At 47.0% G+C, this 19,828-nt stretch carries 12 protein-coding genes and 1 pseudogene; 4 read left to right on the forward strand and 9 right to left on the reverse strand.

Annotated elements, in window-relative coordinates; all coding sequences use genetic code 11:
* Positions 1-7: 7 nt before the first annotated feature.
* The 4 genes from NDI34_RS19030 to NDI34_RS19045 all read right to left on the reverse strand — a co-directional run bounded on the left by NDI34_RS19030 (position 8) and on the right by NDI34_RS19045 (position 6,734).
* Complete coding sequence (locus NDI34_RS19030) at positions 8-3,514, reverse strand: tetratricopeptide repeat protein (RefSeq protein WP_348233497.1); 3,507 nt, start codon at positions 3,512-3,514, stop codon at positions 8-10.
* A 399-nt stretch (positions 3,515-3,913) separates the two neighbouring features.
* Complete coding sequence (locus NDI34_RS19035; protein ID WP_348233498.1) at positions 3,914-4,996, reverse strand: glycosyltransferase family 4 protein; 1,083 nt, start codon at positions 4,994-4,996, stop codon at positions 3,914-3,916.
* 477 nt (positions 4,997-5,473) lie between these two features.
* On the reverse strand, positions 5,474-5,716 hold the full coding sequence (locus NDI34_RS19040; protein ID WP_348233506.1) for a hypothetical protein: 243 nt from the start codon (positions 5,714-5,716) through the stop codon (positions 5,474-5,476).
* 448 nt (positions 5,717-6,164) lie between these two features.
* A complete protein-coding gene (locus NDI34_RS19045) occupies positions 6,165-6,734 on the reverse strand; it encodes an Hsp20/alpha crystallin family protein (protein ID WP_348233499.1) in 570 nt (189 codons plus the stop codon).
* Positions 6,735-7,165: 431 nt separating this feature from the next.
* Between NDI34_RS19045 and NDI34_RS19050 the strand changes: the two are divergent.
* Together NDI34_RS19050 and NDI34_RS19055 are read left to right on the forward strand one after the other, a co-directional pair.
* Positions 7,166-7,833, forward strand: a pseudogene (locus NDI34_RS19050) (DUF1614 domain-containing protein).
* A 161-nt stretch (positions 7,834-7,994) separates the two neighbouring features.
* Complete coding sequence (locus NDI34_RS19055) at positions 7,995-8,285, forward strand: hypothetical protein (protein WP_348233500.1); 291 nt, start codon at positions 7,995-7,997, stop codon at positions 8,283-8,285.
* A gap of 438 nt (positions 8,286-8,723) precedes the next feature.
* Here NDI34_RS19055 and NDI34_RS19060 read toward each other — a convergent pair whose 3' ends face one another.
* The gene (locus tag NDI34_RS19060; protein WP_348233501.1) at positions 8,724-14,156 is read right to left on the reverse strand and encodes an AAA family ATPase; all 5,433 of its coding nucleotides are present in this window, start codon (positions 14,154-14,156) and stop codon (positions 8,724-8,726) included.
* Between the two features lie 196 nt (positions 14,157-14,352).
* Between NDI34_RS19060 and NDI34_RS19065 the strand changes: the two genes are divergently transcribed.
* Both NDI34_RS19065 and NDI34_RS19070 read left to right on the forward strand, forming a co-directional pair.
* Complete coding sequence (locus tag NDI34_RS19065) at positions 14,353-14,538, forward strand: hypothetical protein (RefSeq protein ID WP_348233502.1); 186 nt, start codon at positions 14,353-14,355, stop codon at positions 14,536-14,538.
* A 134-nt stretch (positions 14,539-14,672) separates the two neighbouring features.
* Positions 14,673-16,184 carry a CoA-acylating methylmalonate-semialdehyde dehydrogenase gene (locus NDI34_RS19070; RefSeq protein ID WP_348233503.1) on the forward strand — a complete coding sequence of 504 codons (1,512 nt, stop codon included), beginning with the start codon at positions 14,673-14,675 and terminating at the stop codon, positions 16,182-16,184.
* Positions 16,185-16,333: 149 nt separating this feature from the next.
* On the opposite strand, the gene NDI34_RS19075 is transcribed toward NDI34_RS19070, so the two are convergent.
* From NDI34_RS19075 to NDI34_RS19090, 4 genes are all read right to left on the reverse strand, one after another.
* Positions 16,334-17,122 (reverse strand): tryptophan-rich sensory protein, encoded by a 789-nt coding sequence (locus tag NDI34_RS19075; RefSeq protein WP_348233504.1) that lies wholly within the window; start codon positions 17,120-17,122, stop codon positions 16,334-16,336.
* A 226-nt stretch (positions 17,123-17,348) separates the two neighbouring features.
* Entirely contained in the window at positions 17,349-18,002 is a 654-nt protein-coding gene (gene msrA, locus NDI34_RS19080; RefSeq protein ID WP_190536153.1) for a peptide-methionine (S)-S-oxide reductase MsrA, read from the reverse strand.
* Between the two features lie 246 nt (positions 18,003-18,248).
* Positions 18,249-18,953 carry a pentapeptide repeat-containing protein gene (locus NDI34_RS19085; protein WP_348233507.1) on the reverse strand — a complete coding sequence of 235 codons (705 nt, stop codon included), beginning with the start codon at positions 18,951-18,953 and terminating at the stop codon, positions 18,249-18,251.
* 112 nt (positions 18,954-19,065) lie between these two features.
* On the reverse strand, positions 19,066-19,368 hold the full coding sequence (locus tag NDI34_RS19090) for a hypothetical protein (RefSeq protein WP_190689830.1): 303 nt from the start codon (positions 19,366-19,368) through the stop codon (positions 19,066-19,068).
* Positions 19,369-19,828 lie beyond the last annotated feature (460 nt).

The following is a 19,828-nucleotide window of genomic DNA, read 5'->3' on the forward strand; positions in this document are numbered from 1 at the left end:
TCGGCATTTATAGACCATTGCCAATCAAGATGAAGGGTGCCCAATAATAAGGGTGGCTAAGGCGATCGCTAACATTACCGGGTATATCGCGAATCCGTTCGACGACAAAAATGCCCCGTTCTTGACCCAAAGCTGTATAGTCGCCGGTAATCAAGGCGATTTGTGCTTGGCGGAGGGATTCAGCTTTTGGGGTATTGCCATTTTCTAGGGCGGTATAGAAAGCATTCATCAGTGCTTGGGTACCGCCATCATCGACCATCCACAAAGACGCGATCGCCGCCCTCGCACCCGCCTTTTGCATCAGGTACCCAAAGCCTAAAATCTCTTTCCCATCACCTAATTGACCGCCGACTCCGGTTTCACAGGCAGAAAGTACGACCAGATCGGTGTTTTTCAGAGGCCAAGTTTCGACATCGCGGAAATTTGCGCGATCGCCATTGCCAAATAAAATGAACGAATCTTCAGGTTTCCCCGTGACAAAGGCGGCATGAGTCGCGAAGTGAAGGATAGAATAATCGCTAATCCGGGCTAATATCTCCTTTTCGCTAAAGTCCCGATTGAGTAAACCTGTCGTGCTGGGAAGCATCGCCACCAAGTTTTCGACTTCCTTCCCTGCAAAGCGCAATCCTCCAAAGTTGAAGTTGCGATCGCCGACTTGAAAGCTGTAATTTCCCTGACTGAACGCACCCGCTAAAATCTTAGGCGCTTGGGGTTTCTTGTCCCACTCGATCAGACTCAAGGCAGTGATATTATTGACGCGGTACTTCTGCACCAACCACTGATTGCCGTCATACAAAGCCGCCAGGGGAATGTAACGCAGTTGCCCGTCTGGGGCATAGATAATCGTCTGGGCGTTCGCTTCTTTAAGGGCAGCTTCTATCGGTTGAATGAGCCAATTGTAGAGTTTTTGGGCAGGTTCTTTCGCATTCGCGTTCGGATTTTTCAAAGCTGAGCGAAAATCGGCAATGGTGCGGTTGAGTTCTTCTCGTTTGACGGGGACAGTCTGATGAATCGGAGGCGCGTAGGGGGTAATGAGTACCAGTTCCAGGCGATCTTCGAGAATCAGCGGATAGAGGAGAACGGCATTTTGTGCCAGTTTCTTGAGGTTGTCCTGTAAACCTACAAGCAGTTGTGGGCTAAGAGTTTCGCCGCCTGTGGTTTGGTTCAGTTGCCCGACAAGGGCGACAATTTGGGGAGAACCGATGAAATCGAGAAATTTTCGAGTTGTTGCCCGCTGAGCGGTTTCAATCTCCCGTCGTCGCTGTTCCTGCTGTGGAGTGCGATCGCTTGCGGGAATTTTCTGGAGTTTCTGTAGTTCTTTACCGATTTGGACAACAGACGCCAGTTCAGTATTGTACTCACTCAAAAGTCGCTCTTCTAAGGGTAAATATTCCACCCCCGGTTTTGTATTTTCGTTCCCTTGTACGGTGCGGAGGTAATCGTCGAGTTCTTGAAGTTTGAGCAAGTCGAGGACTCGTTGCGCTTCCAGTACCCGGTTTTGTTTCAGCAGGAGATCGGCAAGACGGCGATAGGTAGCTGCAACGGTTTCGGTATAAGACTGCTGTTGCTCTTTTGGCAGGATTCTTAAATCTTTGCGAATGCCTTCCGTGACATTGACAGATTGTTTGAAGAAAGCGATCGCTAATTCTGGCTGCTTTTCCTCTAAAAGCACACCAATATTGTTGAGGGTTAAACCTTCCCCTGGTTTGTCGCCAATTTCTTTAACAATCGCTAAAGCTTGTTGATAGAATTCCAATGCTTTCGGATACTGTTCCTGGTCGTAGTAAACTGCCCCAATGTTATTGAGGGTTGTCCCTTCCCCCGCCTTGTCGCCAACGTCTCTGCGAATCGCTAAAGCTTGTTGATACAGCTCCAAGGCTTTCTCGTACTGTCCCAGGTTGTAGTAAACTCCCCCAATGTTATTGAGGGTTGTCCCTTCCCCCGTCTGATCGCCAATTTTTGTGCGAATTGCTAAAGCTTGTTGATAAAACTCCAAGGCTTTCGGGTACTGATTTAATTTTCGGTGAACTAACCCGATGTTGCTACGGGTGTTTGCTTCCCCTGCTTTGCTGCCAACTTCGATGAGAACCGCTAAAGCTTGTTGATAGAATTCCAAAGCTTTCGGATACTGTCCCAGATCCGAGTAAACTAACCCAATATTGTTGAAGAGCAACCCTTTCCATGCCTTGCCACCAATTTCTTTACCAATCGCTAAAGCTTGTTGATAAAACTCCAACGCTTTTGGGTACTGTCCCAGATCGGCGTAAACTAACCCAATATTATTGAGAGTCATCCCTTTCCCCGCCTTGTCGCCAACTTCGGTAAGAATCGCTAAAGCTTGTTGATAGAACTCCAAGGCTTTCGGGTACTGCCCCAGTTCGCCGTAAACTTCCCCAATATTGTTAAGGGTGCTTCCTTCACCCGCCTTATCGCCAATTTCTTTACCAATGGCTAAAGCTTGTTGATAAAACTCCAAGGCTTTCGGGTACTGCCCCAGATCGCTGTAAACTCCCCCAATATTGTTGAGGTTGTCTCCTTCACCCGCCTTATCACCAATTTGTTTACGAATGGCTAAAGCTTGTTGATAAAACTCCAAGGCTTTCGGGTACTGCCCCAGGTTGTTGTAAATTAACCCAATATTGTTGAGGATGTTTCCTTCCCACGCCTTAGCACCAATTTTCGTGAAAATGGCTAAAGCTTGTTGATAAAACTCTAAAGCTTTCGGGTACTCTCCAAGGCTGTTGTAAACTGCCCCAATATTGCCGAGGTTTGCCCCTTCTCCCGCTTCATTCCTAACTTCTCTAGCAATGGCTAAAGCTTGCTGATAAAACTCTAAGGCTTTCGGGTACTCTCCAAGGCTGTTGTAAACTGTCCCAATGTTGCCGAGGGTTGTCCCTTCCCCCCTCTTATCGCCAATTTCTCTGCGAATGGCTAAGGCTTGGTTAAAGAACTCTAGCGCTTTGGGATACTCTCCAAGGCTGTTGTAAACTGCTCCAATATTGTTGAGAGTTGTCCCTATCCCTGCCCGATCACCAATTTCTTTGCGAATGGCTAAGGCTTGCTGATAGAACTCTAGGGCTTTAGGGTACTGACTCAGTTTGCGGTAAACTAACCCGATGTTACTGCGAGTGTTTCCTTCCTCCGCCTTATCCCGACTTTCTATAAAAATCGCTAAAGCTTGTTGATAAAACTCTAAAGCTTTGGGATATCGATCCAAGTTATTGTAAGCTAGCCCAATGTTGTTGAGGCTGACTCCCTCGCCTTTGCGATCGCCAATTTCTCGATTAATCGCTAAAGCCTGCTGGAATTTCTCTAAGCCTTCTCGAAATTGTCCCCTGTCTAATTGCTGAAGTCCCTCTTCGTTCAGCCGCTTCGCCTTAGCATTTCTATCTTGGGTCGTTTGCGCCTGAACTACCAACGGCTCAAAGTTTGAGGTAAGCGGTAAAAGGGGGAATGTTACCGAAAGCAGTAGAGTCGCAGTAGTAAAGCTGAGGTATCTAAGACGGTAGTGCATTGGGAAGTCCTCTTGCCGATTGGTAGATGGCTTGCTCCCTTATCTATATCTTTATCTGAGCCACAGTTATGTAAAAATTTGCTCAATTATCAAGCACTCCGGTTAGTGGCAAAGCTCATAGCTTGCACCATTGCTAAGCCGAAGGGCACTGACATAAGAGCCTTGAGATAAATCTCCGGCTTTGTAGAGACACGAAATTGCCTACGACTTAATTTAGCGAAATTATTTTTAAGTCTGCTTACCTAACAGCAACTAGGCGAAATCATACCAAGTTTTATGAAAATTAGAATTCTTAAACTGCGATTCGCTCTTAACTGAACTGAATTGAGGAATTAAGACTTACAGTTTGGATGGTAAAAGCTTCCTCCTCCCTGTAAGATTCCTCAAAACGATTAGCGATTAATGGGTGCTACGCAATTTAGATTGACTGCGGACGTGACCATTTTGCGAAAAGCGCTCTGCCAAGATTTGTTGATAAACTGCTTCGTAACCATCAGTCATCTGTTGGACGCTGAAGTGGGTTAGCACGTGTTCTCGACAAGCGTAGCGGTTCAATTGGGCGGCTTGATCGATTGCAGCGATCGCTTCTTCAACGTTTTGGGTTAAAAAGCCTGTCTTTCCGTGAGCAATCACTTCTGGCGTAGAACCCATCTTCATGGCAATAACTGGCGTTCCTGATGCCATCGATTCAATCATTACTAACCCAAACGGTTCGCGCCAGGTAATTGGGAACAAAGTTGCAACAGCCCCTCCCATCAATGCATTCTTTTGAACATGGTTTGCTTCACCCAAATATTCAATCTGCTTGCCATCGATGTGAGGCTTGATTTCCTGCTCAAAATATTCCACATCAACGACATCCACTTTCCCTGCCATCTTTAAGTGCCAGCCAGAACGCTTCGCAATTTCTATTGCCAAATGCGGCCCTTTTTCCGGTGAGATTCGACCTAGAAAAGCCAAGTAAGGGGGGTTATCCGGCTGGGGGTAAAACTCATAAATCGTTGGATTGATGCCGTTGTAAACCGTAGCGACGCAGTTCAGATTTAGTCTGGGTTCCCGCTGGTCGTTGGAGATACTAATGAAAGGTTGGCGACGGGCGTGCATAAACAGCTTTTCATTGTCTGGGGTAAAAATGCCATGCAGGGTGTGAACAGTAGGCGTTTTTACCAGATTCGCATAAGGCAAGGCAGCGCAGCCCATGTGAGAGTGAATGATATCAAACTTATCTGCTTGCTCGTAGACTCGACTCAATTGCAGCATTTCGTAAATGCTATATTCTTTCACTGAGGAGTCTAAACGGAGTGCCTGTGGATGAACAGATTCTAATTTAGCGAGACTGATGGAATCACCAGATGCAAACAAAGTGACCTCATGACCGCGCCGGACTAATTCATCGCAAAGTAACCCGACAACTAATTCGATGCCGCCATAGGCTGGAGGTGGAACACGCTCCCATAAAGGGGCCACCTGTGCAATTCTCATCACTAACCTCCTAATTGTAGTAAGGTCTAATTTAGATTAGAAGAGGCTCTGTTCTATAGATGTCTTATTCCTTGTGAAGGATTTCGTAAACAGAGGAAATTACTTCACAAGATTTTAATCAAGTTTATTTAGTTTTGTAAATGCTACTTTGGACGGAAACTTGGAATCAAGAAGGTAGAGATATCCGAACCAAAGAATATAAAGTTTGGGATATAGTTTTGAGAATGAAAATACTTATATGATGCGAGTTCTACGCATAATAATCTCTTGTTAGCTGGCGCTATAGCAACCCTATTTGAGTTGTGAATCAGCAGTTCAGAAGTTCAGATTACCGACTTCTTTAAGGAAGTCAGTAATCTCGCTTTCAAGCATCATTTAGGACTGCTATACCTTTCCGGGAGCAATCGGGCAAAACATAACTAAGATGTGAGGTGCGTTCCAGTTACCTCCTACTCAGCTCAGTATTAAAGTAACCGATTAGCTTCCCACAACAGGTTTCGTTGAGGCAGCACAATAACTATCACTCACGACTGTAGAGGTAGAAGACATTTTGACAACTTGTCTGCCAGATTCTCCGGACTGCAACTGTTTCTCCGGATGCATCACAATCTTTTTACAAACAACTTGATGGCTGCCTACATCCGCAAAGCTCCAGATGTAATTTTCAAAGTCACTGCTAGTCGCGTTAGCTGGAGATAGCGCTAACGCAGACAATAACACTATCTCCAAAGTTAATAGAGCTACGATCGCAATTCTCAGCATAGTATTTCTACCGAACTAAAAATTTTCCTCATCTGTATTTCTCTAATTATTCCCTGAATTTTCGTCTTCGTAAAGAACCAGGCTTAACCTGGATTCCAATGCAACTTAACCGCACCACGCTTTGATGAGCAGCTGCAACACTGCTGGAGATTGAAGGCTGCTGTGGGTGTGTATTTCAAAATCTCAGTTCAAGCCACTGATGCGGCGATTGAAGCAGCACTCAACAGACAAATTAGAATAGTCCTTTAACTTGTGGGAATGCACAAAGCTGTTATGTGAAAAAATTAACCGCGATCGCACTTGCAGTGATTGCGATCGCGGTTAGTTGTCGTTTCAGCAACAGACGGAATTGCTCCCGTCTGCTGCCATGTCTCTCAGGAGGAATGGAGGATGCGAAGCGCGTTAATTAGGAAGCGATCGCTGATTCAGCTTGAGCCTGGTCGTTATGACTGTTACCTTGTTCGCTGTTCGCTTCTACAGTTGTGGAAGCAGTTGCTCCAGCGATTTCCTTTGGCATCGCATCGCTGCCCACGCCTTGGCTTTCACCCAAGTTGAGTCTGACAACTCGGCGTTGCGCTTCTTCCACCTTAGGTAGAGTCAGCGTTAAGACGCCATTCTGGAAGTCAGCTTGTACCCGCTCGTTTTGGATATGAACCGGCAAAGGAATCATCCGTTGGAATTTACCGTAACGAAACTCTGAGCGGAAATATCCTTTCTCTTCAACCTTGTTTTCAGAGCGGTGTTCCCCCGAAATTGAAACTGCATCACGAGTCACTTGGACATCGAGATCCTTAGCTTCTAAACCGGGAAGTTGTGCCCTGACAATGAGGTTGTCATCCATATCTTGAAGTTCAACCAAAGGCGTCCAAGTCATCTCAGACTCGCGGTTGCCTCTTGCAAGTTCCTCAAACAGTTCGTCAAATTGACGGCGTAAGGTTTCTATTTCGCGGAATGGTTGCCAACGTATTAGTGCCATACGTTCAGTTACCTCCGTTATAGACTTAACTCACTCAACGTTATCGTTTGATAGGCTCGCGCACAGCTTCTTTGATTGCGATTACTTAATATGGAGAAGCTGCTTTACCTGAGGCAAGAAAATAGTCTTTTTCAGTAACTGGCTGCACTGCTAATTACTTTGACAAAGCAGCTTTTAGTTACAAGACTTATTTACTTGCCTTAATCTAATATTGTTCTATCCAAAAACTTTTGTCATTTGGGAAAACCCTACCTAGTAAGTAATGCTTTCCACCCATATTGTAGGGCCGCACAACCACGAGCCTTTCCTGCTCGTGTACGGCAATAACCAATGATTAAGGTGGTCAACACCGTCTTACTGGATTTTCTCTAAATTTATACAATAGCGACAGCGTGAAGGACTCTAACGAGGAATCCTTCCCCCAGATGTTTATGATTTATCTTCCAGTCTCCCTACTTCTATTTATCCTGTTCCTGCTGCTACTACCTTTTCTTTGGTTTGCTTTAGCGGTGGATGTGGTGCAAATTGCGGTAGCCAAGCTAGGATTTTCTCCCGGTATGGCTCTTTTATTACTAACAGCAGTTATTCTGGGCAGCACTATCAATATCCCCCTCTATCGAGTGGAATCCCAAGCTGACTTGATCGATGACTTTACCTCCTTCTGGTTAAGGCAATTCTGGGGGATTCCTCTGAGAAAGTGCGGCGTTCAACTGTCGTAGCTTTAAATGTGGGGGGTGGATTAATTCCGCTAGTTGTGGCGCTGTACCAATTTACCCGTGCAGATCCGCTCTTCATTGTCCTAGTGACTGCAATTGTCTCGCTTGTTAGCTACTACGGGGCGAAAGTGGTGCCGGGAATTGGTATTCAAATGAGTCCATTATTGGCTCCCCTAACCGCTGCGCTGTCTGCCATTGTGATTGCAGGGGTTTATGCTACTCCTGTCGCGTTTGCTGGGGGCGTATTGGGAACGTTGATTGGTGCGGATTTGCTGCATCTGAAGGAAATTCAAGCAATGACACCAGGAGTGCTAAGTATCGGTGGAGCCGGAGTCTTTGATGGCATTGCTTTATGCGGTCTTTTTGCCTTGCTGTTGACTTAAATTGACACTCCTAGGACGGAAGCCTCTGGGAGTCTCGATTCAGCACAAACGTAAAGCTTTCGCCAGGAAGCCATGAAGTGATCCAGATCGTACTCGTGCTGCGATTGAGTTCGCCATTTTTTGTGATTTGAATCACAAGAGGCGGCTAAAAGAATCACTTTTTGCTATCCCATCGCATCACCAATGACAACCGGAAATTCACCGATATTATAGATATCGAGTTCAAGTCCCAAACGATGCCTTCTATCCAACTTCTCCCCACCGCCCTCTCTGAGTTATTCGCTCAAGTTACTTATTCTGGTTCTCTGACGCTTGCTGACCGCTACGGACTTTTGGCAGCGCTACTCGATGATTCGTTGGGTGAAGAAGAGAGAGATGTCATCGACCGTCTGCTTCGCGCCGCGTGTAAAGGACGGCTTTCGTTAGTGGAGCAAATTTCGGCTGTCATGTAGAGAACAAAGCGGACGGGACTCTAGATAAAAAATAATCGGACTCGAAAGAACTCGCTCCTCAGTACACCCCAGATGGGTACTGGGGTTTTTTGTTTTTAATCGCTTTGATTTGGCGAACGTTGGAGTTTAAATCAACCTGAGTTTGGGATAAGAAAAGAAGGAGACGTGTAAGCTGAAATGAGTTAAATCTATAATTCAGCCAGTTCCTCCCATATCTAGTGCCAGAAGAACTTTTATGGCACATCGACGATTTGTGCTGCCACTTTGAACCCTAGTGGCGAAAGTCCCTGCTTCAGCAGCCAAAACCCAGAATTTAAGCTGTACAACGGTCGTGTTCAGCGGCAGCAGATCGCCTTTGCATCTACACCAAGATATCTAAAGTGTCCGCTGCAACAGAGTGGTTGTACTACGCCACAGCAGTGGTTGATCTACAGCCTTTCAAGCAGGATGGATGACTTGACCCCGAACCGGGAGGAAGATGGAAAACTCAGTGCCTTGCCCTAACTCCGACTGGACTTCCAGCCGACCATCATGTTTCTCTAGCACAATCTGACGAGCGATCGCTAAGCCTAACCCCGTTCCCTTGCCAACCTCTTTAGTGGTAAACAAATGATCGAAAATCTTAGTTCTAACTTCCTCATTCATGCCTTTACCATTATCATTAATGCGAATTTCAACCGTATTTTGTTCTGGTAACAATGCAGTTTGAATCGTGATTTTCTGGGGATGATGTTCTAATTTTTCAAAGGTTGTTTGCTGTGCCATTTCATCGAACATATCAATCGCATTAGCCAGAATGTTCATAAACACTTGGTTAAGCTGACCGGGGAAGCAATCAATTTCAGGGATTTCACCGTAGTTTCGGATAACTTTAATGGCAGGCCGATTTTCATTCGCGTTGAGTCGATATTTGAGAATTAACAGCGTACTATCTAACCCTTCGTGCAGCTTGGCGCTAACTTTGTGTTCCGTATCGGCACGAGAGAAGGTACGCAGACTGGTGCTGATGCCTTTGATGCGATCGGTCGCTCCTTGCATTGAGTCAATTAACTTGGGTAAATCCTCCAATAGAAACTCTAGGTCAATTTCTTGGGCCAATTCGGCTACTGAACCAGTAGGCGGCTGGTGCTGCTGGTAGGTGTCTAAATACTCATGCAGGTCTTTTACATAATCTTTGGCATTATTAATACTGCCGTTGAGGAAGCCGACTGGGTTATTAATTTCGTGAGCAACTCCTGCCACCAAGTTACCCAAAGTCGCCATTTTTTCGTTTTGCACAATCTGAAGCTGAGATTCTTCTAGCTGTTGAGCATAGGCTTGGGCTTGCCGATAGAGGCGAGCATTCTCCAGGGAAATCGCAGCTTGGGCACAGAGCAGATTCAGCAACTTAACGCGATCGCGGGTAAAGGCTCCTGTTGCCAGATTATTTTCCAGATAGACCATACCCAGCAACTTGCCTTGTTGCAGAATGGGGCTGCACAGCAGACTCTTGGGCTGTTGGTTTTGAATATACACATCACCGATCAATAGCGGCTCTTGCACGGCGTTGGGAATCACGGCAGACTGCAAGTTGCGTTTGACTTTTGTGACCAGACTGATGGGCACTATACCGCTATCGACAAGCGACTGCGCCGGATGCAGAATCTGCGTTTCGATTTGACCCGATCCCGTAAGCTCTGCCTTAGCCTGAACCGTGAGATTTTGTTCCTCACTCAACATCAAAGCGCACTGCGTCGCCCCTGAGGTTTGTATTACCGTAAGTAAGAGAGTGCCAATTAACTGCTCAAGCTCAATTTCACTAGAAAGAGTTTGGGAAGCTTTGAGGATGGCAAGCAGATCCAGGGAATCAGAAATACTGGTGGAAGAAGTATTCGTAGCGGTGACAGTTCCAGTGGCAAATACGGTTTCGTCGATAGAGAATAGTGTCTGCGTTTGTTGGAGGATGGGAGCCAGCAGTTGAGGATAGCGAGTTTCTAAGTCGGCGAGTTTGGCTTTCGCCCCCCAGCGAGCATAGCCATAATAGGCTTCAATTATATAAGCTTGGGCGATCCGCTCTTTGTTCCAAGCCAGGTAGAATTTTGCCGCCAGTTCATTGGCAAGGGCTGCTTCCTGAGGGTAGCCATTGGCTTTGGCACCGGCGATCGCTAGGTCATACAGTTCTATTGCTTCCGTTTTGCGATCGAGAACGCGATGTTTTTCAGCTTCTACTAGATGATATTTGTGCAAGTAATTCATGGGGCCATAATCTGCCCACTCTTTTAGCTTGGCTTGATTTTCTTGCATTCGCTGCCATCTAGGTTCTGACTCCAACATCGATTCCGGGGGAGTCGCCAGCACGGTCAGAGAATCATAGAAATATAAGATCGGTTCAACGGTACTTCCCATCCCTCCGGCTAAATACTGTCGGGTTTGAGTGGCATCGTGTTCCGCTCTGGCAAAGTCTTCCAGCCAGTAATTCAATGTGAATCGATACAGGTAAAAGAAAGATAGTCGGTAAAAATCGACTTTTGCCTCATCCAGGACTTGTTCTTCATAGGCATCCTGGCGTAAGGGAATTTCTTCCTCTGACTCACCCAAAAGAATTTGAGCCGCTTGCCAGTAAGCCAAAACACAGTTTGCTGCCGTGACTTGGTGGAGGTCACACAACTGTTGGTAATAGGCGCGAATTTGGGGTTCGAGTTCAGCGAGCGGTTGACCGCACCAATAAGCATTGAAGCAGTACAACTGGGCATCGTAGCCCATAAATTCTAGATTGCCAGTTTCCAATCCAGCTTGATAGCCTTCCAGCAGAATAGCCAACGTTTCTCGCAAATGGATCGTCCAGTGACCCACATATCCCCCCATTAACAGGGCTGTTGCGGCTCGAATATTTTTGGCATCTGGCTCTAAGGCGAGTTGGTATCCTAATTGCCCAAACTGAGGCACCTTTGTCATGTCTCCCCACAATATCCTCAGTTGAAAGGCGTAACCCGCGTAGCAGTAAGGGGAAACCGGACTATTGCCAAACTGAATTGATAATTTAACCTGGAGGGCTACGACCAGAAAATAAAGCTTTGTGCCGGACATATAGCAGACGGGGGTCAGTCGCGCTGCATTTTGCATAATCGCGAGCTGCTGAGGATCGCTCATGGGGGGCAGATGAAGAAATGACTCAATGGCGCGATCGCCAATTAAGGCATCAATTTCCTGCTTCAGGAGCCGAATATCCTCTAGCGTTGTTTCGTCCGGCAGGTTCACGCCCAACATTCGGAAGACCGATTGACCGATCGCGATCGCCTCGACAAATTGATTGCGGGCGACCAACGCCTGGATTCTGACTTGATAGACTTGCACCTGTTCTAAAGGCGTTTTCGCATGATGAATTACCGCTTCAATCCACCGATCCATCTCCTCAAAATCGCCCACCAAGAAAGCGACCTCGGCAGCTAAGTCGTGTAGAGCTAGAGTCATGTCGTACTGCCGGTGCCAAGCGTCTGCTCCTAGCAGTTGCAGCCCGACGGTGGCATATTCGCGGGCGGCTTGATAGGCGGTTGCCAGTCTGGCTTTGCGGCAAGCCGTGAGGTTAAGTTGGGCGAGTTCGTCCCGTTCCTGTTGTGCCTCAACCAGCGTCGTGCCATAGTTCAACTGATTGACGATTTCAAAAATGCGCTCTTCTCTGGCGGCAGGGGAAACTTGTTGCAGCAACAGTTGCCCGATCTGGTAATGAGTCGTCTGTTTTTGCTCGTTAGGGATGAGAGAATAGGCGGCTTGCTGAACGCGGTCGTGGAGAAAGCGATAGGAACAGTTAAAAGTTGCTGCCTGGTTGACTTCTGCCACCTGAAGTGGTGACGGCTGATAAAACTTATAGACCTCGGCAATCGGTAAAATCACGCCTTCTTGCAAGGCTTTCCAGAGGTCGATGGCGGTATCTTCGGGCGATCGCTCATTGACAATCGCCAAGGTTGCCAAATCGAACTGAGCGCCAATGCAAGCTGCCAGTTTCAAAGCAGTCTGGGTTGCAGCAGGTAATTTTTGCAACTGAAGTGCCATAAACTCGACGACATCATCCGTGAGCGCGAGTAACTTCACCGTTGCTAAGTCGCACTGCCAATGTCCTGCCTGGAAGTCAAATGAAATATAGCCATCCTCATGCAGGGCTTTGAGAAATTGGGTGAGGAAGAAGGGATTTCCCTTGGTTTTTTGACAGACCAACTCTGTCAATGGCTGAGCTAATTCAATCGAGCAACTCAGCGTATCTGCCGTTAACTGATTCACATCCCCTTGGCTCAGGGGTTCCAGGGTGAGGGTATGGATCGGGGTTTCAGCTTTTTTGACCTCATCGAGCATCAGCATCAAGGGGTGAGTCGGGAACACTTCGTTATCCCGATAAGCTCCGATGATGAACAGATAACCGCGTTGCTTGCCGCCGTAGGCATCGCGCTCTGTCAGCAGTAGCTTCAGCAAGTTTAAAGAAGCGGAATCAGCCCACTGCAAGTCATCCAGGAAAATGACCAGGGGATGCTCTGGGGTGGTGAACACGGTGATGAACTTCTGGAACAGCAGATTGAAACGGTTCTGAGCGGCGCTACCAGAGAGTTCGGGTACAGGGGGTTGCGAGCCAAGTACCTGTTCGAGTTCAGGAATTACCTCAATCAGCACCTGACCATTGTCACCCACTGCTGCCAGGATCTTCGCTTTCCACGCTTGCAACTGCACATCATCACTGCTCAGCAGTTGGCTCATCAGGTCGCGGAAGGCTTGGACAAAGGCGCTAAAGGGAAGATTGCGGTTGAACTGGTCGTATTTACCTTTGATGAAATAGCCATGCCAACGCACAATCGGCTTATGCACTTCATTGACGACGGCGGTTTTGCCAATGCCGGAAAAACCTGCCACTAGCATCAGTTCGGAGGCTCCGTTGGCAACTCGACCAAACGCTTCAAGCAAGGTTTGAACTTCTTGTTCTCGTCCGTAGAGTTTTTCGGGAATCAAAAAGCGATCGCTGATATCCCGTTCACCTAAGTTAAACCAGGCGTGTTTGCTCGCAACATCATACTCTTGCTGGCATCTCATTAGATCGTGCTTAAGACCGAGGGCACTTTGATAGCGCTCTTCCGCATTCTTAGCCATCAGTTTGCGAAGGATTTCACCGAGCAGGATGGGCAAATCTGGGTTGAGATCGCAGACAGAGAGGGGTTGCTTCGCTATATGGGCATGAACCATTTCCATTGGCTCGTCAGCTGGGAACGGTAACTGTCCTGTGAGCACTTCAAAAAAGGTAATTCCCAAAGAATAGAAATCGCTGCGATAGTCAATCCCCCGGTTCATCCGCCCGGTTTGTTCTGGTGAAATATAGGCTAGGGTGCCTTCTAGAATGTTGGGATTTTGAATCTCTTGGGTTTCGCGGGGTAACAGGGAAGCAATGCTAAAGTCAATTAGCTTAATCTGCCCAGTTTCGGGTTGAATCAGAATGTTGGCGGGTTTAATGTCTTTGTGAATAATTCGTTGCTGATAGAGCTGGTGGAGGACATCCACAATTTGCAGAGCAATTGGCCAGAATTGTTCAACCGTCAGCGGGGAAGTTTGGATGTAATGACGTAGGGAGATGCCACCAATGTCTTCCATCACCAAGGCATAGCCATGAGCATAGGGTTCTAGACTCATCGGTTGGACAATGCCTGGAATGTCGAGATTTTTTGCGATCGCATACTGATTGCGAAACTGCACCAACTCGCTAAAGCTGGGATATTCGTGCCGCAGTGTCTTAATCACCACCGGACATTGCTGTGACCTTTGCACTCCTCGATAGACAGCTGTCCTAGAACCTAGATACAGTTGCTCAACCAAGGTATAGCCAGAAAGTTTTGGGAATTGCTGTACTAGAGGAGTCATTAGGTTTAAAAAGCGAGCTTTAACTTTATTCCTAGGATTCCCTAAAATGTTACGTATGTAACAAATAAGCTAAAAGTACAACTTACTTAATTATTCAGAAACTTTCTATATATCCCTATCGGCAGGAGTGTGAGAACACAGCATCCCTAAGAACAGACTCGATCGCGTGTCGCAGGGAACTGGAGTGAGATAAGCATTGGCGAATGCGAGTGTTGAGCCAAACCTAACACTTCTCAATTCGATTGAGGTTCAGGAGAATAGAGGGGCAAATACAACAGCCTCAAGCCAGCCCAATCAAGCAGTGGTGCAATGCGTTCGCCATGATGGAACGTCGCGTTATCAACAATTACCACCTGTCCCTCATGATGAACCTGCTGTATAGGTTGATTGCAAGAATGCCATCAGCCCAAGAAACCGTCGGATCTGGACTTTGCTTTGCCCCAAGCTGCTTAACCCAAACTTAGGTTAAATTACCCTCCCCGGTAAAGCTTCGGTTCCGGTCTTTTTGGGAGTAGGATGCAGAAAAAACCTTTGGAAGGAGAAATCTCTGTGTCCTTCAGAAACCCCTTACCCAACTACATTAACGGCGAGTGGTGTGCTTCCCGCACCACCGAATACCTGGATGTGGTAAATCCCGCCACTGCCGAAGTCTTAACCCAGGTTCCCTTGTCACCGGCAAGCGATGTAGAGGCTGCTGCTGTTGCGGCGGTGGCTGCCTATCCGAACTGGCGACGCATCCCGGCAACGGAACGAGTGCAATATCTATTTAAATTGAAATTTCTGTTAGAAGAACATTTAGATGAATTATCTCGCATTGTTACGCTGGAATGCGGGAAGACGTTTGCTGAGTCAAAAGCAGAATTACAACGGGCAATTGAGAATGTAGAAGTCGCTTGTGGGATTCCCATGTTGATGCAAGGTTACAACTTGGAAGATGTTGCCCGTGGGATTGACGAAATGATGATTCGTCAACCTGTGGGAGTGACCGCAATCATCGCGCCGTTTAATTTTCCTGGGATGATTCCTTTCTGGTTTTTGCCGTATGCGATCGCTTGTGGCAATACAACCATTCTTAAGCCTTCTGAAAAAGTCCCTTTGACGATGCAGAAGGTCTTTGAATTACTAGAAAAAACTGGATTGCCTAAAGGCGTCGTCAATTTGGTCAATGGTGCCAAAGAAGTGGTCGATGCAATCTTAGAACACTCTACAATCCGCGCCATTAGTTTTGTCGGTTCTTCACCCGTTGCCCAATATGTCTACAGTAAAGCCGCCGCCTTTGGGAAACGAGTGCAATGTCAGGGAGGCGCGAAAAATCCCATCATTGTCCTGCCAGATGCGGATATGGAAATGACGACTCGAATTACCGCCGATAGTGCTTTTGGCTGTGCTGGACAGCGCTGTTTAGCGGCTTCTGTGGCTGTGACGGTGGGAGAAGCACGGCACACTTTTACGGAAGCGATCGCAAATGCGGCACAAACACGAGTCGTTGGCTATGGCTTGGATGAGAAAGTGCAAATGGGTCCGGTAATTACCCGTCAAAGTCAAGCGCGAATTGAGCAATTAATTCAACAAGGAGCTGATGAAGGTGCGACGGTATTAGTAGACGGACGCAGCGCCAAGATTCCCGGTTACGAACAGGGAAACTTTGTCCGACCGACAATCTTGCAAAATGTCAACCCAAAAAGCGAATTAGCTCGTACAGAAATCTTTGGCCCGGTGTTAGGAGTGATGCATCTGGAGACGATTGAGGATGCGATCGCATTAGTCAATAGCGGTCAGTGGGGAAATATGGCTTGTTTATTTACTAGCAGTGGTGCAGCGGCGCGGCAGTTTCGGTATGAAGCAGAAGCTGGCAATATTGGCATTAATATAGGAGTCGCGGCACCGATGGCGTTCTTCCCGTTTAGTGGTTGGAAAGACAGCTTCTACGGCGATTTACACGGTCAAGGGAAAGACGCTGTGCAGTTCTTTACCCAAACAAAAGTTGTAGTAGAACGCTGGCCTAAAACCTGGTCGCGTCAGTTTTAGTATCTGATGCAATACATTGTATTTCACAATAAAAACCTTACCCCCCAATTCCTCTCCTTTAAAGGAACGGCAAGCCATAAAACCTTTAGCATTTTCCCCTCTCCGTTAACGGAGAGGGGTAGGGGTGAGGTTCTTTGGGATTTTATCGATTAAATCGCCACCTTAGGACGCCGCAGTTGACGCCATAAAATTAACAACCCTAATGCGATCGCAAATCCAACCGCTGTCACAGCAATCAAAGGTTGACTGGCTTGACGAACCGCGATCGCTACGAATGCCCAGATAATGACGGAGGGATAGGCAATATCCGCCCGTTTTAGGGTAATTGTGGCAGCGATCGCTGCCGCTACAACCAGCAGAATTACCGTCCATATCTGAGGACTGATCCCCCAACCATTCCAACCTAAATAGTCAAGCGTACTCGCCACATTCACAATTGTCGCAACACTAATCCAGGCTAGATAGATGCTCAAGGGAATATGAACGAACCATTTTTGTGCCCTTGAAACTCGTTCTAAACCAATTCCCAACCGCAGATAAATCCCAATCAGGGACAGCAATATGAACAGCATTGCCACAACTGAGAGTGAAAATAGCTGGTATCCGAAAAGAAACACCCAGGCAATTTGTGCAATACTTGCGAATACCAAAAAATACCCTTCTCGACGCAGATAGGGATTTTGTCTTTGGGCGGGTAGAACTTGATAGACTGCAAAACTAATCAAACCTAAATAAATGACGCCCCAAATCGCAAAAGCATAGTTAGCGGGGATGATGGGGACTTCACGGAAGAAGCGATTAGATATTTCCCCAATTGTCAATCCATTGGGAGGAGCAACATTTGCATAGACATTCATCGCAAATGCGGCAAGAATCGCGATGAAATTTGCAACTGACCGGAGGAAATCTGAGTCGAAGCGCTGATTGACAGATTTCATATTGTTACCGCCTCTTTTTTAAGGCTTTGTTTGACAATTCAAAATAAAAAATTGTGGCACTGGTTTGCTAAAGAGTGAGAACTGGTCAAACCATTGCCAAATCTAGGTTAGACAAGTTCATCACGCTTTAAGGAACCAGTGCCACGAACGCACCAACCCGCTTAAGAGCATACCGGGTAAAGATAGTGATTTCTGCTAGCGATCGCTAAAAGACAGAATTTCTATTTCAAGCGTTCGTCATTACAGGACAAGTAACGTTCGTCCCGCCTAGTCCACAATACCCATTTGGGTTTTTGGCGAGGTACTGCTGATGATAGGCTTCTGCGTAATAGAACTCAGGAGCATCCAGAATCTCAGTAGAAATTTCCCCATACCCGGCGGTTTTCAGGGCTTGCTGATAAGCGTCTCTTGAGGCTTCAGCCAGCTTCTTCTGGCTCTCTGAATACGCATAAATTCCGGAACGGTATTGGGTGCCGACATCATTGCCTTGACGCATTCCTTGGGTAGGATTGTGGCTTTCCCAGAAGAGTTTCAGGAGTGTTTCGTAACTAATTTCTTTCGGGTCAAACACAACGAAAACTACTTCATTGTGTCCCGTCATGCCCGTACAAACCTCATGATAAGTGGGGTTTGGCGTGACTCCTGCTGCATAGCCAACTGCGGTGGTGAAAACTCCAGGTTGCTTCCAGAATATGCGCTCTGCTCCCCAGAAACACCCCAAGCCAAACATCGCCATCTCCATCCCATCGGGAAAAGGAGGTTTCAGCGGATTACCGTTTACGTAGTGAGTAGCGGGGACTTGCATGGGTTCTGCCCGTCCCGGCAATGCTTGCTCGATCGTGGGCAGACTTTGCTTTTTACCAAATCCGAATAGCGCCATTGATTCTGACTCTGTTTTCTGATAAACGTTTTAACCTTATTTCATATTGTAAAGATTTTGGCATCCCCTGAAGAGCGGGAAGGAGGTAGGGTTAGCCGGAACCTCACCCCCCAACCCCCTCGATCTTCACGGAGAGGCGGCTATTTCTTTGCCTTTTTGTTGTTGAGCTAAACGTTGAGCTAAACGGGGCTAGCTTCTCCTCTCCCTGCTTACGGGGTAAGGTCAAATAGGATGTATCGCTGCTTCCTAACCGTGGATGCTGCCATCAGGTAGGATGGCTCCTGCTAAGTTCGCTCCAGTCAGTTTAACCAGGACTCGGTCTTGCGACCCAACCTTAGCTCCCCTCAAATCGGCTCCCCTTAAATCGGCTCCACTGAGGTCGGCTCCAATTAAGTTAGCTTCTCGCAAGTTAGCGTTGTTTAGCTTCGCTTGCAACAGGTTGGCTCTAAAAAGATTCGCTTTTTCCAGGTTGGCTCCCTGAAGATTCACTTTATGCAGGAAGGCATCGCTTAAGTTGGCGTTGCTGAGGTTGGCATTGCTCAAATTTCTTCCAGACAAGTCCTTTTCTTTGAGATTAGCTCCGCTCAAGTTGGCTCCGCTCAAGTCGGACTGCTGCTTAGGAGCCTGAGGGTGAGATTGAGGGTGAGATTGAGGCGGTGATTGATAGGAGTAACTAGATTGATAATAAGAACTCGGTGGATGAGCGCGATCGCGTGGCGGAGGGTCGGGATTTCGGTTCTTTTCGCCGGGTCGAACTGAGCGCAAGCGATCGCGTGCCTGATTAATCTCTTTCAGCTTTTCTTGAGCCTTTTGCTGTAACCGAGGATTATCTTTTGGGATGCGATCGGGGTGCCAAATAAAAGCCAAATCCCTATAAGCCTGGTTCACTTCATCAAGTGAGGCTCCAGGCTCTAATCCCAGCACTTTGTAGTATCGATCTAGATCGCTCATTATCACTACCCTAGCAGGCGTTGCCGGTTGAACGAATGCTTCTTTTGGAGTGAAGTAATGAGATCCCGAAACCTCTAGGGGCGATCGCGCTCCTGTTGCCCATCTCATCAAATCATTGCGGTTTGCAACGCTCTAGCACATCTTCAGCGATCTGCTGCCACTCTTGGTTTAGGTCTTCTTTAAACTCTGGTCGTCCGGTGCGCCGATACCAGTAAAGGGCATTGCTTTTGTCGCCTTCTTTTCGATGGAGGTAGGCGTGAACCCAAGCGCTGTCAGCATCACTGGCATTTTGCACAATTTGATGAGCTTTGTCCCAGTCTCCTTTTTTGTCATACCACAGTGCCTGTAACGCTTGAGGTAGAGACTCCGGGCATCTTTCCTGTTCGATCAACTGTGTAAATTCATCTAGTCTCATAATCTGCTCCCGGATTGTTTAACGAAAGGCACAGACGAAGAATGATTATAGAGATTTGGGCGAATCAACTAAGTAAGGACTTCCGTTCCAAAATTCTCACGGCAAGTGTCCCTTTCGATATAAACTACGGTTTATCGATTCCCTTACCGTAGTTTGGCACTCCGCTTAATCATCTGAGTACAAAAATATTAAAGATTGGGGAACTAGCAAATGGCGAGGGGTTCAACTTGCCAAGTTATCAAAACCAACATCTCTCTAATGGCAGATTTGTCAAACGTTAGACCTGCTGACTCGATATAAGGTGAGATTATTTGAGATTAAGTACATCTACGAAAGTTCGCTGATACTTTAGTAAAGTTGCCATTTACCCCTCGACCATGAAAAAATTTAAAGCTCTTCCCAATGGCGGTAAACTAATTTTATTTCTATTGTTAGTCGTGATTTCCCTTACTCCTGTTGT

The organism is Trichocoleus sp. DQ-U1 (assembly GCF_039961925.1).
Lineage (GTDB): Bacteria > Cyanobacteriota > Cyanobacteriia > Cyanobacteriales > FACHB-T130 > FACHB-T130.